Annotated in this window: 25 protein-coding genes; 16 read left to right on the forward strand and 9 right to left on the reverse strand. The window is 45.5% G+C overall.

All coding sequences use genetic code 11. The features are described 5' to 3' along the window. Positions 1 to 49: 49 nt before the first annotated feature. The gene (locus tag IEW88_RS15005) at positions 50 to 1,828 is read right to left on the reverse strand and encodes a GGDEF domain-containing protein (RefSeq protein WP_147904763.1); all 1,779 of its coding nucleotides are present in this window, start codon (positions 1,826 to 1,828) and stop codon (positions 50 to 52) included. 258 nt (positions 1,829 to 2,086) lie between these two features. On the opposite strand from IEW88_RS15005, the gene IEW88_RS15010 reads away from it, so the two are divergent. The 3 genes from IEW88_RS15010 (at position 2,087) to IEW88_RS15020 (ending at position 3,845) form a co-directional block, all read left to right on the forward strand. Next, complete coding sequence (locus tag IEW88_RS15010) at positions 2,087 to 2,602, forward strand: SEL1-like repeat protein (RefSeq protein ID WP_147904764.1); 516 nt, start codon at positions 2,087 to 2,089, stop codon at positions 2,600 to 2,602. A gap of 125 nt (positions 2,603 to 2,727) precedes the next feature. Further along, positions 2,728 to 3,198: a SulA-like leucine-rich domain-containing protein gene (locus IEW88_RS15015; protein WP_147904765.1), complete on the forward strand. Its 471-nt coding sequence runs from the start codon at positions 2,728 to 2,730 to the stop codon at positions 3,196 to 3,198. A 140-nt stretch (positions 3,199 to 3,338) separates the two neighbouring features. After that, the gene (locus IEW88_RS15020; protein ID WP_229670531.1) at positions 3,339 to 3,845 is read left to right on the forward strand and encodes a YchJ family protein; all 507 of its coding nucleotides are present in this window, start codon (positions 3,339 to 3,341) and stop codon (positions 3,843 to 3,845) included. 10 nt (positions 3,846 to 3,855) lie between these two features. Here IEW88_RS15020 and IEW88_RS15025 read toward each other — a convergent pair whose 3' ends face one another. Next, positions 3,856 to 4,314 (reverse strand): VC2046/SO_2500 family protein, encoded by a 459-nt coding sequence (locus tag IEW88_RS15025; RefSeq protein WP_147904767.1) that lies wholly within the window; start codon positions 4,312 to 4,314, stop codon positions 3,856 to 3,858. A 216-nt stretch (positions 4,315 to 4,530) separates the two neighbouring features. Here IEW88_RS15025 and IEW88_RS15030 point away from each other — a divergent pair, with 216 nt between their 5' ends. Next, complete coding sequence (locus IEW88_RS15030) at positions 4,531 to 6,219, forward strand: tetratricopeptide repeat-containing response regulator (protein ID WP_147904768.1); 1,689 nt, start codon at positions 4,531 to 4,533, stop codon at positions 6,217 to 6,219. Positions 6,220 to 6,252: 33 nt separating this feature from the next. On the opposite strand, the gene deoC is transcribed toward IEW88_RS15030, so the two are convergent. Both deoC and IEW88_RS15040 read right to left on the reverse strand, forming a co-directional pair. Continuing rightward, a complete protein-coding gene (deoC, locus tag IEW88_RS15035) occupies positions 6,253 to 6,987 on the reverse strand; it encodes a deoxyribose-phosphate aldolase (RefSeq protein WP_147904769.1) in 735 nt (244 codons plus the stop codon). 314 nt (positions 6,988 to 7,301) lie between these two features. Next, positions 7,302 to 7,991: a M48 family metallopeptidase gene (locus tag IEW88_RS15040; RefSeq protein ID WP_185148619.1), complete on the reverse strand. Its 690-nt coding sequence runs from the start codon at positions 7,989 to 7,991 to the stop codon at positions 7,302 to 7,304. A gap of 137 nt (positions 7,992 to 8,128) precedes the next feature. Between IEW88_RS15040 and xthA the strand changes: the two genes are divergently transcribed. Together xthA and IEW88_RS15050 are read left to right on the forward strand one after the other, a co-directional pair. After that, entirely contained in the window at positions 8,129 to 8,941 is an 813-nt protein-coding gene (gene xthA, locus IEW88_RS15045; RefSeq protein ID WP_147904771.1) for an exodeoxyribonuclease III, read from the forward strand. 4 nt (positions 8,942 to 8,945) lie between these two features. Then, entirely contained in the window at positions 8,946 to 9,566 is a 621-nt protein-coding gene (locus IEW88_RS15050; RefSeq protein ID WP_147904772.1) for an energy-coupling factor ABC transporter permease, read from the forward strand. A 104-nt stretch (positions 9,567 to 9,670) separates the two neighbouring features. Here the strand turns inward: IEW88_RS15050 and yfbV are convergent, their stop codons facing one another. Then, positions 9,671 to 10,114: a terminus macrodomain insulation protein YfbV gene (gene yfbV, locus IEW88_RS15055; protein ID WP_147904773.1), complete on the reverse strand. Its 444-nt coding sequence runs from the start codon at positions 10,112 to 10,114 to the stop codon at positions 9,671 to 9,673. A gap of 621 nt (positions 10,115 to 10,735) precedes the next feature. Between yfbV and IEW88_RS15060 the strand changes: the two genes are divergently transcribed. The 5 genes from IEW88_RS15060 to IEW88_RS15080 are packed head-to-tail and all read left to right on the forward strand — an operon-like array spanning position 10,736 to position 13,686. Next, positions 10,736 to 11,251, forward strand: a complete 516-nt coding sequence (locus tag IEW88_RS15060; RefSeq protein ID WP_185148620.1) for a PTS glucose transporter subunit IIA — start codon at positions 10,736 to 10,738, stop codon at positions 11,249 to 11,251. Between the two features lie 13 nt (positions 11,252 to 11,264). After that, a complete protein-coding gene (locus IEW88_RS15065; protein ID WP_053424813.1) occupies positions 11,265 to 11,618 on the forward strand; it encodes an ArsC family reductase in 354 nt (117 codons plus the stop codon). Continuing rightward, a complete protein-coding gene (gene dapE / locus IEW88_RS15070) occupies positions 11,615 to 12,748 on the forward strand; it encodes a succinyl-diaminopimelate desuccinylase (protein ID WP_147904775.1) in 1,134 nt (377 codons plus the stop codon). Before IEW88_RS15065 ends, dapE begins: the two co-directional genes overlap by 4 nt. Next, on the forward strand, positions 12,745 to 13,419 hold the full coding sequence (locus IEW88_RS15075) for a M15 family metallopeptidase (RefSeq protein ID WP_147904776.1): 675 nt from the start codon (positions 12,745 to 12,747) through the stop codon (positions 13,417 to 13,419). The genes dapE and IEW88_RS15075 overlap by 4 nt, the downstream gene beginning before the upstream one ends. Before the next feature lie 3 nt (positions 13,420 to 13,422). Next, complete coding sequence (locus IEW88_RS15080) at positions 13,423 to 13,686, forward strand: hypothetical protein (protein ID WP_147904777.1); 264 nt, start codon at positions 13,423 to 13,425, stop codon at positions 13,684 to 13,686. 3 nt (positions 13,687 to 13,689) lie between these two features. Here the strand turns inward: IEW88_RS15080 and yejK are convergent, their stop codons facing one another. Next, positions 13,690 to 14,724, reverse strand: coding sequence for a nucleoid-associated protein YejK (gene yejK, locus IEW88_RS15085; protein ID WP_147904778.1), 1,035 nt, complete (start codon positions 14,722 to 14,724; stop codon positions 13,690 to 13,692). A 71-nt stretch (positions 14,725 to 14,795) separates the two neighbouring features. Here yejK and IEW88_RS15090 point away from each other — a divergent pair, with 71 nt between their 5' ends. After that, the gene (locus tag IEW88_RS15090; RefSeq protein ID WP_147904779.1) at positions 14,796 to 15,020 is read left to right on the forward strand and encodes a YejL family protein; all 225 of its coding nucleotides are present in this window, start codon (positions 14,796 to 14,798) and stop codon (positions 15,018 to 15,020) included. A 4-nt stretch (positions 15,021 to 15,024) separates the two neighbouring features. Beyond that, on the forward strand, positions 15,025 to 16,533 hold the full coding sequence (locus IEW88_RS15095; protein ID WP_147904780.1) for a DUF3413 domain-containing protein: 1,509 nt from the start codon (positions 15,025 to 15,027) through the stop codon (positions 16,531 to 16,533). A gap of 47 nt (positions 16,534 to 16,580) precedes the next feature. Here IEW88_RS15095 and IEW88_RS15100 read toward each other — a convergent pair whose 3' ends face one another. Together IEW88_RS15100 and IEW88_RS15105 are read right to left on the reverse strand one after the other, a co-directional pair. Then, positions 16,581 to 16,880: a hypothetical protein gene (locus IEW88_RS15100; protein ID WP_147904781.1), complete on the reverse strand. Its 300-nt coding sequence runs from the start codon at positions 16,878 to 16,880 to the stop codon at positions 16,581 to 16,583. Next, positions 16,880 to 17,248: a thiol-disulfide oxidoreductase DCC family protein gene (locus tag IEW88_RS15105; RefSeq protein WP_185148621.1), complete on the reverse strand. Its 369-nt coding sequence runs from the start codon at positions 17,246 to 17,248 to the stop codon at positions 16,880 to 16,882. The genes IEW88_RS15100 and IEW88_RS15105 overlap by 1 nt, the downstream gene beginning before the upstream one ends. 151 nt (positions 17,249 to 17,399) lie before the next feature. Here IEW88_RS15105 and IEW88_RS15110 point away from each other — a divergent pair, with 151 nt between their 5' ends. The 3 genes from IEW88_RS15110 to IEW88_RS15120 all read left to right on the forward strand — a co-directional run bounded on the left by IEW88_RS15110 (position 17,400) and on the right by IEW88_RS15120 (position 19,096). Continuing rightward, positions 17,400 to 17,600: a DUF2061 domain-containing protein gene (locus IEW88_RS15110; protein WP_053424806.1), complete on the forward strand. Its 201-nt coding sequence runs from the start codon at positions 17,400 to 17,402 to the stop codon at positions 17,598 to 17,600. A 76-nt stretch (positions 17,601 to 17,676) separates the two neighbouring features. Further along, positions 17,677 to 18,243 (forward strand): YaeQ family protein, encoded by a 567-nt coding sequence (locus IEW88_RS15115; protein ID WP_147904783.1) that lies wholly within the window; start codon positions 17,677 to 17,679, stop codon positions 18,241 to 18,243. A gap of 4 nt (positions 18,244 to 18,247) precedes the next feature. After that, entirely contained in the window at positions 18,248 to 19,096 is an 849-nt protein-coding gene (locus IEW88_RS15120; protein WP_147904784.1) for a CvfB family protein, read from the forward strand. Positions 19,097 to 19,202: 106 nt separating this feature from the next. On the opposite strand, the gene IEW88_RS15125 is transcribed toward IEW88_RS15120, so the two are convergent. Further along, on the reverse strand, positions 19,203 to 21,602 hold the full coding sequence (locus IEW88_RS15125) for an EAL domain-containing protein (protein ID WP_147904785.1): 2,400 nt from the start codon (positions 21,600 to 21,602) through the stop codon (positions 19,203 to 19,205). Positions 21,603 to 21,649 lie beyond the last annotated feature (47 nt).

The raw sequence follows: 21,649 nt of genomic DNA on the forward strand, positions 1-21,649 counted from the left end.
ACGACTATCAAAGTGGTGCAGTGTACCTCAGCAGGCGGGTTGAATTGGTCTAGCCAGTCATCTCGTTGATGATCTGGTTCTGACCAGGCCCACGCCGACGTGAGACAAACAAAAAGTTGCCCTGCGGTTTTTTCGCCTGAGTTTTGGCATCACTGGCTAAAGCGGCCACATCATGGTGACAGACACATAACCTTGGATCCGGTGACACTACCCCAACCGCCAGACTGAGTAAAGGATAAAACACCTGCTCGCCGCTGCGATTTTGACTGCTGATCCCTCCAGAACGCACATGAACGCTCTCGTAATAAAACAGTACCCGCTCGGCAAACTCATTCAGCACCTGCTGACATAACTCTTGCCAGTTTTTGTTGGTGAAAATCACGACAAAATCATCACCACCGACATGACCAACAAAATGTCCATCAGCGCCCGCAATGCTGGTGAGTAACTCTGCCACCAACTGAATGACTAAATCGCCCTTGCTGTAGCCGTAGGTATCGTTGTAGGGTTTAAAGTCATTTAAATCAAAATAAGCGATATGAAAGCTTTTGCGCCGCTGCAATAAACCGTCAATTTCGCGATAGATAGGCACATTGCCGGGCAATAAAGTCAGGGGGTTGGCGTAACGCGCATTTTGTAATTTGCTTTCGGTGATACGTTTCAGTAAAGCCCGCACTGAGCCTAATCCCAGATACTTTTGCTCACGGGTGACAATAAAATACCAACTGCCCTCGTCGTCCTGATCCGTCACCTGCTGACTGAGCTGATCTAAACTGCAGTGTTCATCTACGATCACCACCTCCTGATCCATCAGCGCTTTCACAGGTTTTTTTTCATACAAAGCCCGGCCATAAGGACTTGAGAACAGTTCAAACAACACCGACTTTTGCACTATCCCCACAGGCTGGTCGTCTTCTACTATTGCAAGGCTTGACCACTGTGGATTTTTGCTAAATACATCAAACAGCTGCGCCACAGTTGTGATACTGGACACCGCAGGCACTGATAACAACAAGGCTCCTACCTGCTCTGTTGAGTTAAGCGGTGTACTGCCCTGATTAGGATTGAGCTGGTAACTGCCGGTGACTACAGAGCTCATCACCGCATTGGGACGACCCAATAAATAGCCCTGGCCATAATCGGCGCCCAGCTCCTGACAAAGCAGCAATTCTTCACGAGTTTCAATCCCCTCAGCCACCACAGCTGAGCCTGTACTTTTTGCTAAGGCAATAATACTGCGGACAAACTCTTTTTTGGTCGGGTCGGCATGCACCTGGCTAATAAAGTAGCGATCAATTTTAATCAGGTCGGGTTTGAGTTCAGACCAAAGCTTTAAACCAGAAAAACCACTGCCTAAATCATCAATGGCAATACGAAAACCCAGTTCGCGGTAATGATGCACCGCGTTAATTAATACGGTGGAATCATCCACCTGATACTGTTCTGATAACTCAATCACGACCCGGCTTGGGTTTAACTGGTACTTCTCTAACAAAGCCAGAGTTAAACCAGAGGGGTGATCATTGGACAACAACAGCAAAGGATTAACATTGAGATACAAATCGCCCTGCACACCAGCGGCGGCAAAAGCAGCGATACTCAGTTCGCGGCATAACATTTCCAGTTCAGCTAATAACTGACACTGATGCGCCACTTTAAATAACACCAAAGGAGAGTGCAGCGGACTGTCGGATGGGCCACGGATCAGTGCTTCGTAACCTTGTATAAGACCGCTGTTAAAATCCAGTACAGGCTGAAACAGCGGCTGCAACTTGCGCTGCTGTAAAATACTGACCAGTTCTTGCCTGTAACTTTCATCTGTCCACATGGTACTGCGCTCACCCACCCCTTGTTTATAGGCGAAGTGTAAGAAAGCTGTGTGACATTGATATGACGATATACGCTGACGATATCACCTCACGAATAACATGGCGCAGTTTTCGCAGGGGTAATCAACCATAGGGCACCTGCTTGTGGTTATTGTCAGAAATCTGACAGATGACACTACAAAGCAGCTTCATTCACTTGACCCTGAGTGACAGCTTGGGTCTAATAGCGCGCTTTTTTGGGATTGGATGTTTTATTTATGACGACAACACAACTTATAAATCCAGAGTTTACCGGTATGGATGACTTAACTTTGGCTGAAGTGGACACCAAACTAAAAGAACATCAGCAGTTATTACAGGTTTTGTTGCAGTCTCCTGGTAGTGTTTTATCCTATTTGCCACAAAATGATACGGCAGCGTTACCAAACAAAACACAGCTTCCCACCGATGCTGAACACCTGTATCAGAGAGCTCTGACATCTGCCGAACAACAAGATTTGCACCAAAGCGCCACGTTGTTCTGCCGTGCGGCTTATCTGGGTCATTTGCCCTCTCAGGTGCAGTTGGCTCACTGCTACCTAAAAGGAGCAGGAGTTCCAAAGTCGGCTGTGTTCGCTTACAGCTGGTTTATTCTGGCTGAGTTGCAGCAGGACAGTACAGCACAACAGGCATGTACAGTACTGCGTAAACATTTAACAGTTCTGGATCAACAGCAAGCTCAACAATTAGCTGCTGAACGTTTTGAAAAAATAACCTTACAAAACAATAAGTAAAAAATCGCCTTTGAATAAAGAGTAAAAAACAGCCAAAAACTTTGAAAAAAGAGCTTGCTTTTTAAACAACAGAAAACTACTGTATATCCATACACTGTATATGCAAACAGTATTGGAGCGTCGCCATGTTGAATTTAAATAAAGCAGTTCATACCTACCCTTCACTGGGCCAAAACCAATTACAGCATAAAAGCGGTCAAACCGCGTTTTATCAAAAATTACAGATCACTGCAGGCCAATTGGCATTGCCTGAATTGCTATTTATTATTCAGCAGCACCAACAACAATCAGGCTGGGTGCTGTTATTGGCACCTAACCAGCTACCGGACAAATCTACCTTCACAGGCTTTGATGTAGACATGTCCAAAGTACTGGTGATCCAGCAAAAACAAATCAGCAATATCCATACAGTACTCAGCGATGCGTTAAGCAGCAGCACCTGCAGCGCTGTGGTTGTCTGGCAGGATCAGTTCAGTGAGAGCTCACTGCAGCATTATCAGCAACTAGCCGAGCAACATCAAACTAGCTTTTATCAGTTGAGCAGCGATGCAGTGCAAGCCCAGACCACCAATACACGTATTACGGTAAGTCACTAATTCAGGCCTAAAGCCAGCTAAAGATACAACTGGCTTGGCCCTGACTGTCATTTTGCTTACACTAGGGCCTGATTAAGGTTTTTGTTGATGGTTTTATGGAAGCTTTGTAATGAAGTTTTCATTGAAGCATGAAAAGCAGAGTGAGTATTCAATTGGCAGGCGTATTGTCATCTTTATGTTATTGCGGTTCAGGTAAAACCTTTGCAACCTGTTGTGAGCCACTGATCTGTGGTCAGACCTTTGCACAAAACCCACAACAACTGATGCGGTCTCGTTACAGCGCCTATTGCCATCATGATAAAAATCCGCAGTGTTACCACTACATTCTGCAGACTTATCATTCAAAGGCTCGCTCTGAACACAATCTGGCTGATATTGCCAGCTTCGCTCAAGCTGTGCGTTTTGTCGGTTTGAAGATCATCGACGATACCAGGCTCAGTGCAAGCCAGGTGCACTTTATAGCCTCTTATCTGGTCGGCGATAAGCTGGAATTATTGGATGAAGTGTCCGATTTTGAGCTGGAGCAAGGCCACTGGATGTACAGCAATGGTGTATTAACAGAACATCCTGCCACTCGGATATCCCGTAATGACACCTGCCCTTGCGGCAGTGGCCTTAAATTTAAAAAATGTCAGCATCAAAGGTAACCAAACGTTATCAGGCATGCAGCTGATTTAAAATCTCATACAAAGCGGTAGGATCAGATACCATCATCTCTGGTTTTTGCTGAACCAGGTGACGTCTTGCATGCAAACTTAAACCAGATTTCACCTCATCCGGCAGTTTCTGTTTATTGTCTTCCATCACCAAAGGCGCCCCTTGTAGGCACTGCATTAAATGCAAAGCGACAGCACCACCTTGCTGAAAAGCTGTGGCTTGCTGTTTTAAATGCACTTCATCTTCAGGTAAAAATGCAAAAGGCCGCGCTTGTTGTATGCCCAGTTGCTGATAAAGATCAGGTTGAAATCTGGCGCTTTGTGTATCAGGCGTATAAAACTGCGCAAACTCTTCCACTGCAGGCGATAAAAATGCCAGCCAGAGTGAAAAATCACTCAGTCTGTGTTGTTGTATCGCCTCGTTTAACCGGACTCCGGTTTGCCACTCATTAATCAGCATAAAATCTGCACAAAAACATCCCATTGCTTGCTTTATCGGCAGTCAGACAAAAAAGTTGAGTAATTTCCTTTACATAAAAATGTTTTTTGATAAGATGCGCACCACACTTGTGGATCTCTTCCTGCTTTCAAGTTCCAGAATAAGTCGCTAAATTTTCCTTGCTAAAATCCAACATATTATCAACACTTGCGATAATTGAATCGATAGGTTTGCTGAATGTCGTACAAAACTCTCGAAAATCTTCGAGTCCTTATTGTTGATGACCAACGTCCTTTCCAGTTATTGCTCAAAGGCATACTGTATTCGATGGGTGCCACTAATATCGCCTTTGTAATGACAGGTGAACAGGCCTTGTGGAAATGTATGCATGGCTCTTACGACGTGTTGTTCGTCGATTACAACTTAGGTTCAGGAAAAAACGGTCGTCAGTTACTGGAAGATTTACGCGAGAAAAAACTGCTTCATCCAGCTGCTGTTTATATGATAGTGACAGGTGAAAATCAGGTCCCTATGGTTGTAGGTGCAATAGAAGCAGAACCTGATGATTACATAATCAAACCTTTTTCACAGAGTGTCTTACGCACCCGTCTGGTTAAAATTCAAAACCGAAAGAAACAGCTGGCGCCGATTTATCAGGCCATGTTTGATGATCAACCTGAACTGGTGATCGAAGCCTGTAAACAAGAACGTGAACAAGCGGGTCGTTATCATTCATTATGTGGTCGTATTCAGGCTGAAACCCATTTAAAACTCAAGCAATACGATGAAGCGGAAGCCTTACTCTCTGAGACCTTATCATTCAGTCGTACCAACTGGGCTTTATTGCTTCAGGCGCGTTTATGTTTTGAACAAGGGCGTTTTGAGGAAAGTCTTGAGCTGTGTAATGAAGCTATAGACACCAACAGGTATTTTGCTGAAGCTTTTGACCTCAAAGCACGTAATCTGCTCGCTCAGGGCTTGATGGCTGAAGCTATGGAAGTGATATCACAAGCCATTGTTATTTCTCCATTTTCTATCAGCAGGCAAAACTTGTTAATGGACATAGCCCGGGATATGGATGATGTGGCCAGTCTGGTGCAAGCCAGTAAACAAATCTACGAAATTACCCGTCGTGCGGCTCGTCAGGAAGTGGTGCATTTACTGAATTACATCCGTACAGTGATAGATGCCGCCTCACGCTCCGAAGACTTGAATCAGCGTAATAAATACCAACAGGAAGCCTTGTTGGCGATTCACAGAGCCAAGCGGGAAGATACTGTGATTCGTGACTTTGACTTTGAATTGTTTGAAACCTTATGCCAGGCACGTTTGGAATCTTTAAGTGGTCAGCAGTATTTAGCTAAAAAAACCTACGCTACAGTATCGGATCGGGTGGCTGCGCAAATGGCCCCTCAAATCGATCCAGATAATCCAGACGAAATACCCCCTATTCCTCATTGTGCAGCAGACGCAGTGTTGTTGTTAAACCAAATCGGTGAGTTTGAACAGGCATCTGCACTGACTCAAAATCTGAATAAAGTGAATGGAGCCATAGATCCAATACTACAAAAGCTATTTAGTGAGCAGCAAAACCGCTCTTTGAGCCGTCAAGCGAGCTTTAATGAATTAAATAAGCAAGGTATTCAGTTCTACAAGGAAAGCAATTACGAGCAAGCGTTGCTCTGTTTTGAGCAAGCACTTGAAGTCGCTCCAATGAATACAGGTAGTGCATTGAACTTCATACAAACAGCAATACAAATGATGGCCGATCCGAAACGAAAAAAACCTTTAGAGTTGGTTGAGAAATGCCGCAAGACCTTCCGGGTGGTCGACAATATGCCGCTGCCCGAACACCATAAAGTGCGACATCAGGAATTATTGCAACAGTTTAATAAACTCAAAGAAGAAAAACGCTACAGCCGCTAAAACGCATTTTGGCGGCTGCAAATGAGCTGCTCTTTAGTAGTCCAGTTGCTGACTTAAATCATTGAGCAAAGCACTGGCTCCCAAACGCATCAACTGAGCTGTGGCCACTTCACCCGTCAATTCCTCAAACAGACTGACCAGCTTTAACGCGAATTCCACTGAACGTACTCCACCTGAAGCTTTAAAACCCACAGGTCGCTCAGAGGCCGCAATCACTGCTAGCATAATACGTGCAGCTTCTTCTGTTACACCCACTTTGACTTTACCAGTAGAGGTTTTGACAAAGTCAGCACCGGATCCGACCACCAACTCTGTTGCTTTACTGATTTGCTGACAGGTCACCAACTCACCTGATTCAATAATAATTTTCAGACACACACCGGTAGTCGCCTGACGCACTGCGGCTAAAAACTCACGGACCAGCTGTGTTTGTCCGGACAATAACGCCTGATAAGGCAATACACAGTCAATTTCATCTGCTCCCGCCATCAAAGCCGCTTTAATTTGGTCCAAAACCTGTGATAAAGGTAAAGCTCCAGAGGGAAAATTCACCACTGTCGCCAGCTTTATCGCGTACTGGTTTTTCTGCAGAAAATCTTTGACCTGAGTCAGATACTGTGGGTACACACATACAGCAGCAGGTAAGACGGCGGCCCCCGCCAGATCCTGTTCCAGCCATTGCTGCATAGCCGCAGCATCATCCTGATCATTTAAACGGGTTAAATCCACCAGCTTCATCAGCTGTTGTATACGCAGAGGGTTCGTCATGCTGTTGTCCTGAAAAAAGAATAGTGGCTCTGAGTGGCCAATTTATTGTTGATCCGGCTCACAGGAAAAGTGAGTTGCGGCGAATTAAAACAGAAAACAGGCTGTACTGGGAAGAGCACACAAGACTTTGCCAGGGACAAAATGCAAAGCTAAGTGCACAGATCAAAAAAAACAGCAATAAAATGGAATTTTTTCAGCAACGAGCAGTCTTACACCATGAATCATGTTTCCATTCTCCCAAGAAGTAAACTTTGCCGGTCCTGTGACCGGCTTTCTTTTTTTTACCCCTGAAAAAACAACAAAACCCCAAAAATTTATAGCTTCATCCAGTGCTGGTTTTGTTTTAACCAGAGCCGTGCTTTGGCCGCATCACTGTTAAATCTGGCGACTAAAGTCCAGAAATTTTTACTGTGGTTCATATGTACCAGATGCGCCAGCTCGTGTACAACGACGTAACGAGCAACCCACTGAGGTGCCATCAATAAGCGCCAGTTGAAGCTCAGTACCCCAGCAGAGTCACAACTGCCCCACTTGGCTTTAAAATTACAAACACGCACTGCACTACTTTGAAGCACCATACGTTGTTGTTCGAACCGGACTTGCTGTTCAAACCAAGACTGAGCCTGCTGCAGATAAAACTCTGTCACCAGCTTTTCTATCCACTTTGACTGACTTTGCGCTTTGTTACGGCTAGAGAGCTGCAGCCATAAACAGTCTCCATCCAGACTGAACTGATTGACCGAATCCTGTACTATTTTCAGCTCTAAGGTATCTTCAAATAGAGGAATTTTTAATTGCTCCAACCAGCCTGCAGCAAGCGGTTGCTGCTGTTGTTCCAAGTGCTTCTCTATCCACGCTTTTTTCTGTCGGATAAGCTGCTGAATAAACTGCAGATCACAGCCTGTAGGCGCACTGACCCATAGCTGTCCAGCTTGAATTTTAAGTTGAATGCTGCGCCTTTTAGCAGAAAACTTTAATTGATAGGCAGGTAACTCAGAACTCACAACATCAGACTCGTCAAGATAAAGCTCTAGCTTAAAGTTTGTCAGTGGACTGAGCAAGCAGCTGTTCACGCCAAGGCTGACAAAATGCTAGTATACGGCTCAAACGCTTTAACTCTTAGTTGGACCAAAGAATCATCATGAAAATTATCTCTTTTAATATAAATGGCTTACGTGCCAGACCACACCAAATCGAAGCTTTATTGGCTAAACATTCTCCCGATTTTGTCGGTTTGCAGGAAATTAAAGTTCATGATGATGAATTCCCGCTGGAGGAAATGCAGAAGTTTGGCTATCACTTGTATTACTTTGGTCAAAAAGGTCATTACGGTGTAGCTATTCTGAGTAAAAAACCGGCGTTGTCGATGTTGTATGGTTTTCCAACAGACGCCCCTGACGCACAGCGCCGTATGCTGATTGGTACTTTTGCCCTGGAAAATGGTAAAACCCTGACCTTATTAAATGGCTATTTTCCGCAAGGTGAAAACCGTAGTCACGACACTAAATTCCCAGCCAAACAAAAGTTTTACGCTGACTTACAGCAGTATTTAGTGAATCACCATAGCCCTGAGGATTACGTGGCAGTGATTGGTGATATCAACATATCCCCAGAAGATCTGGATATCGGCATAGGGGAAGCCAATGCGAAGCGTTGGTTGAAAGAGGGTAAATGTTCATTTTTACCTGAAGAGCGCGTTATGCTGGCGACATTAAAAGGCTGGGGCCTCATCGATACGTTTCGGGCTTTGCATCCGGACGCGACAGAGAAATACAGTTGGTTTGACTACCGTTCCAAAGGTTTTGATGACAACAGAGGACTGCGGATTGATGTTGTGATGGCAACCGCACCGCTGGCCGCTTTATGTACAGAAAGTGATGTGGATTATGAGCTGCGTGCTTTAGAACGCCCTTCAGACCATGCCCCTGTCTGGTCGACTTTTGATTTAAGTTAAGCTGATGCTGGCAGCGTTTTGTCTGCTACTGATAGCTGCGTTGGTGCTCAACCGCAGCTTCTGGCAAGAACTGCAGCAAAAAGCTGTCCCCTGGCCTGTGGCTGGGGCCAGTGTCTGTGCGTTGGCTTTGCTTTGGCAAACCGATGCAACAGTGCTGGATGCACTGTCTATCCATTTTTTGGCACTTACCAGCTTAGTGCTGGTTTTTGGTCTGCGTATAAGCGCTTTGCTTTTTGTATTAGTGATAGCGCTGCAATGGCTGATGAGTGATCGACCTCTTGAACAGTGGCTATGGACTCTGGCTTGCGGCTGGTTGGTGCTTGCACTGAACTACCTGATATACCTGCTTTGTTTTCATTATCTGCAACGGCATTTATTTGTGTATTTATTTGTCTGTGCGTTTTTAAACAGCGCCTTAGGTTTGATGGTCTATATGCTTTTGCAAGCATGGATCCATGCGGATCATTACAGCACAGAGCAGTTGTATCAGGGGTATCTGATTTTTATCCCACTGGCCGCTTTGCCGGAGGCCTTGCTTAATGGCATGGCGATGACCTTGTTGGTGATTTATAAACCCCAGTGGGTGTATACCTTTTATCAACGGATTTACTTATCCGATAAATAACATGCCCAAAGTCATTGGAGTTACCTGGAGTCAAAAAGAGCAAACTGCTCTGAGCCAATCAAGCAGTAACTTGAAATAGTAAGGGGAAACAGCTGACGACTGACTCAGAGCCAGTCGCGCAGAAAAGTTTTATCGAGTTGGCCAAAGGCTTGTTTGAGCAACAAGGCTAAATCTGAATAACGCAGTTTGTGCTGAGGGTTTTGGGTTTGTAGCCCCTGAGCCTGCATTTTCTGTCTAATTTCGCCATACCAGCTACTCAGACCCGGAGGCAATTCAGTCTGAGCTCGTTTTCCCAGCCAATACCAGCCCTGAAACGGCATCGACAAAATAAACAACATCATGGTCAAAATAAGTGGCAACTGGTCTGTACCCAGTTGATTGAACTGCACCAAAGCACCTACTACCGCCACCACAGGCAGAGTCTTTTGTGCAAAAACCGTCATCCTGATGATTTTATTTTCTGGAAAAACTGCATTTAATTGAGGTACTACAGGCCAGTCACGGCTGTACTGCAGCCCAGCTTTGAGTGTCGAAAACATAGCTGACATCGTAGGCACTCCTCTTCATTTTTAGTGCATTAACGACAAAGTCGTTCTATCGGAGTCTACCCCCTGCATCAACTATCGTCCAGCTTTGGCAGAAACTAAAGCGAAAATCTCAGAGCGTAGAAAATATTCTTAAACACAGACTAAAAATCCTACAATAGCCCGCCTATTTCAAACCAAGTGAGCTCAAAAGTTTTACGGTCAAACGTTCAGATTGAAGATGAAAACTATCAGTTTCCCGTCTTTGCACAACTATTTACGAATGAGCAAACTAAACAAATTTTGTGCCATTAGTTTTTTGATATAAATATCAAAAACTTAAGCAACTTAAACAGAACAACGCACAAAGTTATCCACAGAATCTGTGGACAACCAGACCAAAGAAAACATAAGGCTCTCATCGTTTTGTCATCAAAACTGACCACGACTTATCAGCTTTTCATGACATTTTTATGGTCAACTCGCGAAAAAATACTATTTCATTGGATTGTACAACGTTGGATAAGTTCTGCGATCGCCGAAAGAATCGGGAAAGACAGTGGATTTACCTTTAGCAGGAAATCTTCGCCAAATTGTATTTTTTTCGCTACTATCCGACTACATCCTTTTCAATGTATTTCGCTCATGTTCAGTCCTTTTAGTCTGTTGCACTGGGATACCAGTCTGGATCCGCAGTTAAAACTACGGATCAGAAGTCCAGTTGACGCATTTAGTCATAACCGTATAGCCAGCAGCGACGCGTTGATAGCATCAGGACTGCAGGGCGACGGACTTTGGCTTGAATTAAGAGGCACTACCTTATACAGCCCTTTTAGCGGTCAGTTTCATCGGAAAAACCAGACAGGTCAGCATCTGCTATTTACGCATTCAAGTGGACTTAAACTGGCGCTGGATTTTCCGCTGTATTGCCAGCATAAACATGGTGTAGGTTTTCATTGGCTGGTCAGCGAACAGGCCAATGTGCAGGCAGGGCAAGCGCTATTGCATTACGATAAGGCGTTACTAAGTCAACCACGCCAGAGCTTTGGCTTATTTTTACGTGTAGTCCCTCACCCAAAAATTCAGAGTATTCACTGCCGAACAGGTTATCATCAGGCGCTACAAGATGACTTGTTGGCTATTCAATTGGTAAGCGCTTAGGATCTATAGCTATATGACCCGCATTTATGGCATCAAAAATTGTGACACTATAAAAAAAGCCCGTAAGTGGCTTGAACAGCAGCAACTGCCTCATCAGTATATTGACTATCGTCAGGACGGTATCAGCGCTGAACTCTTAGCAGATTTTATGCAGCAGCTTCAGTGGCAACAATTGCTAAATACCAAAGGCACCACCTACAGAGCCTTGCCAGATGCAGACAAACAAGACATGACGGCAGAAAAAGCGATGCAACTGATGCTGGCGCAACCTGCCCTTATTAAACGACCTGTGCTGGAGCACAATGGCAGTTATCACCTTGGTTTTTCAGAACAACAGTATCAGACATTATTTGGAATTTCCGCATGAGCACAGCAGTACTCGACCTGACTAAAGATTTAATCAGCCGCCAGTCGGTTACCCCTGAAGATGCTGGCTGCCAGCAGTTGATGGCTAAGCGTCTGGAAGCTTTGGGTTTTACTATTGAGTCGATGTTTTTTGAAGATACATTAAATTTATGGGCCCGTCGGGGTCAGGGTAAACCTTTGTTTTGTTTTGCCGGTCATACCGATGTGGTGCCGACAGGTCCACTGGAGCAATGGACAAGCCCACCTTTTGAGCCAGAAATTCGCGATGGCATGCTCTATGGCCGGGGTACTGCCGATATGAAAGGCAGTCTGGCCGCTATGGTCGTCGCCACAGAGCGTTTTTTAGCGACCAATCCTGAGCTTACTGGCGATATCGCTTTTTTGATTACCAGCGACGAGGAAGGTCCTTTTATTAATGGCACTAAACGTGTGATTGAAGTGCTGGAAAGCCGTCAGGAAAAAATCAAGTGGTGTTTAGTGGGCGAGCCCTCCAGTACTCAGAGTTTAGGTGATGTGATTAAAAATGGCCGCCGTGGTTCTTTAACAGGTTATCTGACTGTCAAAGGGGTTCAGGGTCATGTAGCTTACCCACATCTGGTGGACAATCCAATTCACAAGGCTGCACCTGCGCTAGCCGAATTAGCCAACACCGTCTGGGATCAAGGCAACGCATTTTTCCCTGCTACCAGCTTTCAGATCTCTAATATTCATGCAGGCACTGGCGCTACTAACGTAGTGCCAGGAGATGTGCAACTGACGTTCAACTTCCGTTACAGTACCGAAGTGACAGCAGAGCAACTGCAACAGCGGGTACTGGCTATTTTAGAAAAACATGGATTGAACTACAGCATCGACTGGATCCTCAACGGTCTGCCGTTTCTGACTGACAGTGGAGAACTGGTGGCGGCGGCTGTAAGTGCGGTACAACAGGTTAAAGGTTATGCGCCCTCACTGGAAACCACGGGCGGTACATCAGATGGCCGTTTTATTGCTCCGACAGGCGCTCAGGTACTGGAGTTAGGACCTTGCAATGGCACCATTCATAAAATCAACGAATGCGTAGCCGTGGCGGATTTAGAGCCGTTAGCTGATATGTACCAACATATTTTGCAGCAACTGGTCGCCAAATGAGCTTAGCGAAGCTACTGACAGGTTTCGATGATTCGGCACTGGAGGAGCTGGAGCAGCGCCATCGCTTACTGCCAGAGGTCAAAGCCGCTTATCAGCGGATGCAGCAGGCCGCTGCAGGCGATGGAATCGAATTAGCTTTAGTCTCGTCGTATCGCTCTTTTGCCCAGCAGGCCCGGATTTGGACAGCAAAATACACAGGCCAGCGCCCTGTCTACAACAAAGCGCAACAGCAAATCGATATCAGTCCGTTAGATGGCTTCGCAAAAATTGAGGCGATTTTACTCTATTCTGCTTTGCCCGGTGCCAGCCGCCATCATTGGGGCACCGATCTGGATGTTTTTGACAAAGCCGCTGTGACAACCGATTATCAGGTGCAGTTACTGGATGCAGAGTATCAACAAGGCGGGCCTTTTTATGCGTTGGACCAGTGGTTACAGCAACGTGCTGCACGCTTTGGCTTCTTTCGGCCTTATCAACGTGATCAAGGTGGGGTGGCAAAAGAAGCCTGGCATTTAAGTTACCGTCCTTTAGCGGAACACTACTTAAACAACTTTGACGAGATTATGCTGACTGATGCGATAGCTCAAAGTGAATTACCGGATAAAGCGCTGCTGCTTGAGTATATACCACTGATTTATCAGCGTTATGTATGCAATATTTGTAAGGAGTAAAAAATGACGATGACGCTTTGGTGGACTCTTCTGATTATTTTCGGCCTTGTACTGGCAAATTTGTGGCTGATACGCCGCAATAAAAAACTTCAGCAGGAAAAACCTAAAAGAGAAATCCGACAGAAAAAAACCGCTGAAGGTGGTGTGACCGGAACTATAGTGGCAGGCAGCGGCACGGATGGCAGCCGGATAAAACAAGTGGACACCGACCACCACCACAGTTCATCGGAGGGTGGCTCTGATAGCGGTGGCAGTGGCGGCGACTAAGGCTTAACTTTTGTGATCAAAGCTGGAAAAGCCTTTTAAGAAACGTTGCAACTGATCCTTTAAGTTCGGCGGTACGCCCTGGATAATCAGCAGATCTTTGTCCATGTCGTAGCGGATACGTTCGCCCAAATGCTTTTGTTCAAAGCTGATACTGACCCCACCACCGGCGCCTGAAAACTTCACCAAAGTTTTTAACTCTTTGACATCCACAGGGAACTGCTCCGGAACTGCAATATTCTGCTCTGCACAATAGTCAGTAAAAGCCCGGGCGTCGCTGCTGTCGATAGTGGCTGAAAGTTCCTGTAAGTGTACATCTAGGCCTTGTTTGCTTTGCTCTTCGCAGTACTCATAGACTTGCTTGCGCACTGCAGACTTTTCGCTGGCATCATAATCAGAGGCTGACAAATACTCTTCAACAGAAGCCAGTACCACTTTGCTTTGCTCTTTCGCAATCACTCCTTCGGCACAGCCTAAGAAATCGAGGAAAAAATCGGCGACTTTGCGACCTGCCCGGCCACGAATAAAAGAAATATATTTGTTTTGCTCCGGGCTGGTTTGATATTCCGTTAAATCGATACGGGCAGCCAGTTGCATTCGGGCAATGTCCAGATGCTGATCGGTAGAAAGTAATAAGTCTGGTGTCACACTAAAGTGATCTTTGCTGCCCAATAAAGTCACCAGCACGTACTCTGTTGCCAGATAACGGTAATGACAGAGCATAAAATAGCCGGTTTCCTGAATTTGATGCTGCACCAGTTGCACCACCAGCTGACTGGTGGCTTGTTCCGCCAGTTGCAAAAAACTGCGATCCTGTGCTTGCCACTGCGCTAGAGGTAATGCCATTCTGTCCTGTAAATCATCAGAAAAAGTGGCATAACCTTTGGCAGGTTTGCCGTTGTAGGCCAGGTGCAATTGTTCAATTAAATGCGCTACCGATTGAGAAACCGGTACCAACTCCTGACGAAACTGCGCCTGCAACTGCTCACTTTCCGTACTTTCGATAAAATTTATTGCCAGATGCAACACATCAACGGACATATATTTTCCTGTTCTGAGCTAATTCTGCTAGTATTCCCCGCTGTTCCATTTTATTTCGAGCAGAGACCTTCATGCCTATTGTATCAAAGTATTCGACCGACCAAATTGAAAAGATCGTCAACACTCTGCTGGAGCAGTTACGCGACGAAAAAGCGACCACAGAGCTGAGCCTGATGTGTTTAGGCAATACCATCAGTCATATCATTAATACCAGTGTGCCCGCTGCACAACGTCTGGATGTTGCGACCCAGTTTGGTCAGGCGTTAAAAGACGCCGTTAACAGCAAGAAACAATAACTTTATGGTGCTGGAACAAAACCTGTCATTGGTCAACAAAGTAAACCGCCTGCTGAATTGGGGTCATTGGTTTACTTTTTTTAATATCCTGCTGGCGCTGGTGATCACAGCAGCCTACTGGTGGGCTGAACCCGCGCCACAAAGCTTTGCAGGCTGGGTGTATCTGTTGACCAATTGGCTGGGTCATACCGCCTTTTTATGTTTTTTATTTTTTATTCTGACCATATTTCCTGTCACGCTGATTTTTCCATACCAACGTCATGTGCGAGGAATAGCCGCCGTTTTAGCTACCTTTGGTCTGGTCGTGCTGATCTTTGATGCCTACGTTTACCAGGCGCTTGGTTACCATATTGGCAGTGCATCCAGTGAGCAGACTATTGATTTACTGCGCCAACAAGTAGTAACCAACCTGCGCAATTTTATTTTGATCACCTCTGTAGTGGCGGCCTTACTGCTGGTCATCGAGTTGGTATTGAGTAACTTTTGCTGGAAGAAAGTGCCACGACTTCAGGCTTCAGGCGTCGGCCAGCCCGCACTTTATTTGTTTTTAGGCTGCTTTGTCGCCAGCCATACTCTGCATATCTGGGCCGATGCACAGCTGGAGCTGGATGTGCTCAAACAAGACAATGTATTACCTTTTACTTATCCTGCAACAGCCAATACCTTTTTGGCCAAGTACAATGTACTGGATTTATCCCGATTAAAAGAAAGCAAAGCTGAGCAGTTACAACGCCCCACCAACTGGCGTGAACCTGAAGCTCTGCAATGTGTCAGTCAACAATCACAACCTGTCACTGTATTGATTTTATCGGCCTTATCTGCAGCTGATGTCGCACTTTTGGAGCAGAAACAATTTAAAGCGCACCAGCAACACTTTGCCCCGGTAGAGACTCAAAGTGCATTACTGAATTTAGTCTATGGCAGTATGCAGCTTAATAAAGACATGATCGGCGTCTTGCAACAGGCACCAGCCTGGATGGATCAGCTCCCTGCTGGCAACTTTAGTATCAGTGCCAGTGATGCTGAGTTTCAAAAACTACTGCCCTGGTTATCTTTAACGGAAAACTCGGCGGCGAGGGTAAAAGTAAAATTCAGTCGTGATCTTGCAGCAGAATTTGCCCTGTTGGATGCAAAACAAAATACAGTAGTGCTGACCACACAAGCAGCAGAATCTCAGTTTGATTTGGCTCCAGCTCAGCTCTACAGTAACTGGCCTGAGTTAAATAGAATAATATCCAATACAGTCACCCAACATCTGGATCTGATCCCCACGCTGTTGGCTCAACTTGGCTGTCATAGTAACTGGCCTGGTGATAACTGGTTTAAGCCTTCGGTTTATCCAAAGCTGAATTTATTACCTCACCAGATGGTGAGTTTTAAAAAAGATAAGATGATCCTGGTTCGTGATGATGGCAGTTATGGAGTCTGGTCAGCTGGTACCTTAGTACCGCTGAACGAGAAGCTGGATATTCCGCAACTGACCGATGCATTAAAACGAGTGCAACAGCAGTAAGCTGAATTTGTTAAAAAAACCACCGCAAGGTGGTTTTTTTATTGTCGCTATTGCACACTTTTTGGCGTCTTGATTAACCGGTCTCGCTTCCCCTGCAATTCCAGTTCAGCAAGATGAAACAAGTTAGTAAAAACCAACGGCGGAGCTTCACGCTGAAAGGTTTCCACAAAAGCAATTGCAGCCTCGGCAATCAATTGATTAACTTTTTGATCATACACAGAATAGCCATCGTAACTATAGGGTTCTTCCAGTTGCGCCAACTGATGCTGCTTTTGTTGACGCATAAACCAGTTCAACAAAAACTCATACTCTTTGACATCCAAGAGTTCCCGACAATCTAACCCCATCAGGGTTTCTCCTTTGGTTGAGCCCACTGCTGCAAACGCGGTCGTATTTTCAAAAAAAAGCTATACAGCCTGTCAGCACACCAGGTGACGGGCGGTACTCTAAGTAAGAGTCCAAGCATACGCCAATAGGCAAATTGCGACCAAAGCATAGCAAAAGCGGCAGCGCCTTTGTAATAGATTTGACCGTTGACCCGCACGTGCATACGCGCAAGTGCGCTGCATCTGTCCAGCTCCGGTGGCAGAGCTGCATTTAAATCCGTTAGATCCAGCCAGATAATAGGAACCCTACTTTTGAGTGCACGAAAGTAGTTAATCTCGCGCCGACACAAGGGGCAACCACCATCATAAAAAACTTCCAGTGAATTCATTTTATGCTCCTGTTCTCTCATATAGTACGGTTGCACAGAACTTCAGGATCGGTTGTGCATAAAAAACGATAGCGGCGATTGGATTAATTCGTTTTCGACCCAGAGTATGACCGGCTAAGCTCATTAAAAATTCTGCCCCCGGAGCTTTACCATGCTAAAAACTATGACGTTTGCCCTATTACATTTTACCGTCGCTTTTAGCGTCACTTATCTGCTCACTGGTGATTTGCTGGTCGGTGGTTTAGTGGCAACCATAGAACCCGCAATCAATACCATCGCTTACTTTTTTCATGAGAAAGCCTGGAGCCGTATCGCATTGCGTCAGAAACAGCATCATCAACTGCAAGCTTGAGTGCATTCACACAAGCTGCATTATTCCATCGAACAAGGTACACTAGCGCCCTTTTGATTTGTACTGCGGATTTGTTATGGCCTTAAAGGCAACCATTTATAAAGCAAGCCTGGCTGTGGCAGATATGTCGCGCCATCATTATCAGGACTATCAGCTGACGCTTGCCCAGCATCCTTCTGAGACCACAGAGCGTATGATGTTACGTCTGCTGGCTTTTGCTTTGTGTGCCGATGAGAATTTAACCTTTGGTAAAGGTATTTCAGATGACGATGAAGCGGCCTTATATCGTCAAAATCTGACAGGCGATTATCAGCTCTGGATTGAACTGGGGTTACCCGAAGAAAAACGTTTACGTCGTGCCAGCCATAAAACAGAGCAGCTGTTACTACTGGCTTATGGTGGGACTGCAGTCGATAAATGGTACAGCTCGGAGCAAAAAGCGCTGAGTCAGTTAAAAAATCTGACAATAGTGGCGGTTTCGCCGGCGGACACCGCAGAGCTGGCTAAATTATGCGACCGTACTATGCAATTACAATGCACTATTAATGAAGGCCAGATCTGGTTTGGCAACGCAGCCCAGAGCGTACAGGTCCAACTAGAGTTTATTCAACAGTCAAACCCAGCTCTGCTGGCCACGGAGTAATCACATGACCCAACTCGCTTTAGGCAAACTAAATAAACTGGCGGTAAAAAAACAGGTCGAATTTGGTGTGTACCTCGATGGCTTAAGCTGGGGTGATATCTTATTGCCTAAACGTTATGTACCTTCAGGCGCAGAAGTCGGCACTGTACTCGAAGTATTTTTGTATCTGGACTCTGAAGATCAGCTGATCGCCACTACAGAGAAACCTTATGTGATGGTCGGACAAGTAGCACAACTTAAAGCTGTGGCAGTCACTAAGGTGGGGGCTTTTTTAAATTGGGGTCTGAAAAAAGATTTACTGGTGCCTTTTAGCGAACAACAAATCCCGATGCAACTGGATAAATATTATCTGGTGTACTGCTATGTCGATACAAGTAACCGTATCGTCGCCTCAGCTAAGCTGGACAGATACATAGGCAAAGACACGCCAGACTACCAACCAGGCGATGAAGTACAGTTTTATGTCGCCTCACAAACCGATCTGGGCTACAAAGTAGTGGTCGATCATCAGCACTGGGGCTTATTGTATAAAAATCAGGTCTTTAAACCACTGCGTATCGGTTACAAAGGCACAGCCTATGTGCAGAAAGTGCGGGACGATTTACGTATAGATTTACTGCTGGATAAACCTGGTTATGAAAAAACTCAGGCTTTTACCGATGTGATTTTAGAGCGCTTAAAACACAAAGGTGGCAGCTTGCCGATATCAGATAAAAGCACGCCGGAACAAATTTACGGTGAGTTTGGTGTCAGCAAAAAAATGTTCAAACAAGCGATTGGCGCTTTGTACAAAGCGGGAAAAATAGTCATCGAAGCAGAAGCAATTCGCTTAACCCAAACACAAAGTAATTGAAGTTGCAGCTAGGCGGCAAGTGAGCGAGACCCCAGGAGCATAGTTGTCCTATGTGACTGGGGCGAGTAGCGCAGCCAACAACGCTGCAGCTTTAAGTACGAAGTGTTTAACGTAGCCATTTGATTGCATCGGCTGCAGGAAGAGCCTTAGCAAACCAATAGCCTTGTCCGGCGTCACAGCCTAATTCTTTTAGTAATTGTCGTTGTAAACTGGTCTCTATCCCCTCAGCCACAACCTTTAAATTCAATGTCTTTGCCAGAGCTATCACCGTATTGACCACCGGATTATCTTGGATCCGCGGTCTCATATTGGCGATAAAAGAACGATCAATTTTCAGCACATCCAGTTTAAATTCATTCAGATAACTTAAACTGGAATAGCCGGTACCAAAGTCATCCAGTAGCACCTTCACTCCATGTTGGCGTAACTGCTTTAAGCACAAACGAGCCTGCTCAATATTTTCAATCAGTGCCCGCTCTGTAATTTCTATCGCAAGATAAGCCGCTGGCACCTGCGCTTCCGCCAATGTTCGGATCACAGCTGATGCAAAGTCAGGTTCAGAAAATGCCAGGCCTGACACATTGACACTGACATAAAACGGTATGCTGTGATCATGTCGCCAGACACGGATCTGCTCAATACTCTGTTTGAGCACATAGTGGTCAATTAAACCTATCAGGCCGTTTTTTTCAGCGTAAGGAATAAATTCGTCTGGTCTTATCACTCCGCGGCTTTGATGCGTCCAGCGAATAAGCGCTTCAAAACCTAAGATATCGTCAGTCTCCAGACTAATAATAGGCTGGTAATACAGCATAAAATGTTGTTTCGCCAAAGCGGCTTTGATTTCCAGACCTAATCTGAATTCATGACTTTCCTGGACCTTCATATCAGTAGAGTAAATACGATAGACTCCACGTCCATCTTGTTTCGCCTGATACATGGCTATATCAGCACGACGAATCAGCTCATCCGCTGATTGCAACTGATCCACCGAACTTGCCAGTGCTATGCCAATACTGCAGGAAGTCAACAGCATATGCTCACCGACCAGCACAGGCTGTTGCAGCGCCTGAATAATGCGCTGAGCGACATCAGTCACATCCGTAAGACCTGCAACATCTTCCAGCACTACAGCAAACTCATCACCGCCTAAACGAGCAAGCGTATCCGTCTGTCGCATACAGAGTTTAAGCACGCGTCCGACCTGCACGAGAAAGGCGTCCCCCACCTGATGGCCCAGGGTATCATTGACTGTTTTAAAACGATCGAGATCCAGATACATCACAGCTAAATGATTCGTAGGGAAACGCTGCATACGCTTAAAAGCCTGACCTATTCTGTCCATTAATAAGCTGCGATTTGGTAAAGCAGTCAAAGCATCATGCAAAGCTTGATGCTGCAAACGTTTTTCGGAAAATACCCGCTCCAGTGCATTAGAAATATGCTGAGAGACAAAAATCATCAATTCAAGATCTCGTTCGCTGTATTGGATATGGGCAATATAGCTTTGCACCACCACCACACCACGCACTGTGTCGCTGGATTGAAAAGGCACCCCCAACCAGGACTCCGGCTCAGCACCATAAGCATTCACATCATACGCCAGCTCAAATGCGGCTATATCTTTGCGCATAATCAACAAAGGTTCATTGGAGCGAAATACATGACCTGTCAGGCTGTGCTTTAATAAATCACTGCCATACACCTGGTTCGGATCCATTTCATCTTCAGTATCGGCAAAGTACGGAAACTGCAAGGTCTGCGTTTCCTCGTCAAACAGCGCAATAAAGAAATTAGGCGCATAAATCAGCGAATTAACAATTTGATGGAGTCGCTTGTAGAAACTGGAGAAATCGTTGGCAAAATAGGAGAAAGAGGCAATTTCGTACAAAGCCTTTTGCAGTCGCTCGGCATATTCAAGTTTACTGACCGAGGATTCAAGAGTGTCCAGCATCTGCGATTTTCGAAGTTTACTGGCCAGAATAGAAGCCACGACTTCCAATATATGCTGATGTTCTGTGCTGAAATAGTTTGCATGAGAGTGTTCGCAGTCAATGACACCAAGCAGCTCTTTACCATCCAGAATAGGCACAACCAGTTCCGATAAACTTGGCACTAAATCAGCCATGTAATGTGGGTCATTTCTGGTATCAGAAACCAGCACTGATTGTTTTATATTTGCAGCATGCCCAACTAATCCATCCCCAACTTTCAGTTCAGCAATGCCTAAATGTGAGGGTAAGTCACGAGTGCCGGATGCCGCCTTACGTACCAATGTTTCTCCATCAGCAGCCAGTATAAAAATAGCACAATCGACAAAACCTAAACCTGCCACCACGTGCTTTGCAGCATAATTAAGAATATCATCCGCGCCCGTCAACTCATGCAAATCAATTGCAAACTGATTAATTAACCTTAATCGGGCGTTCTCTTGTTGCAATAACTGGAGCTGGGCTTGAAGCGCACTGGTATCAGTTTGGGGCTGTGAAGTGATCACGGTCGTCATACAGACTCTACTACATTAATCCGTAGAAAGTTATAAACGACCGTGCT

This window comes from Rheinheimera tangshanensis (assembly GCF_014645135.1).
In the GTDB taxonomy this organism is placed as follows: domain Bacteria; phylum Pseudomonadota; class Gammaproteobacteria; order Enterobacterales; family Alteromonadaceae; genus Pararheinheimera; species Pararheinheimera tangshanensis.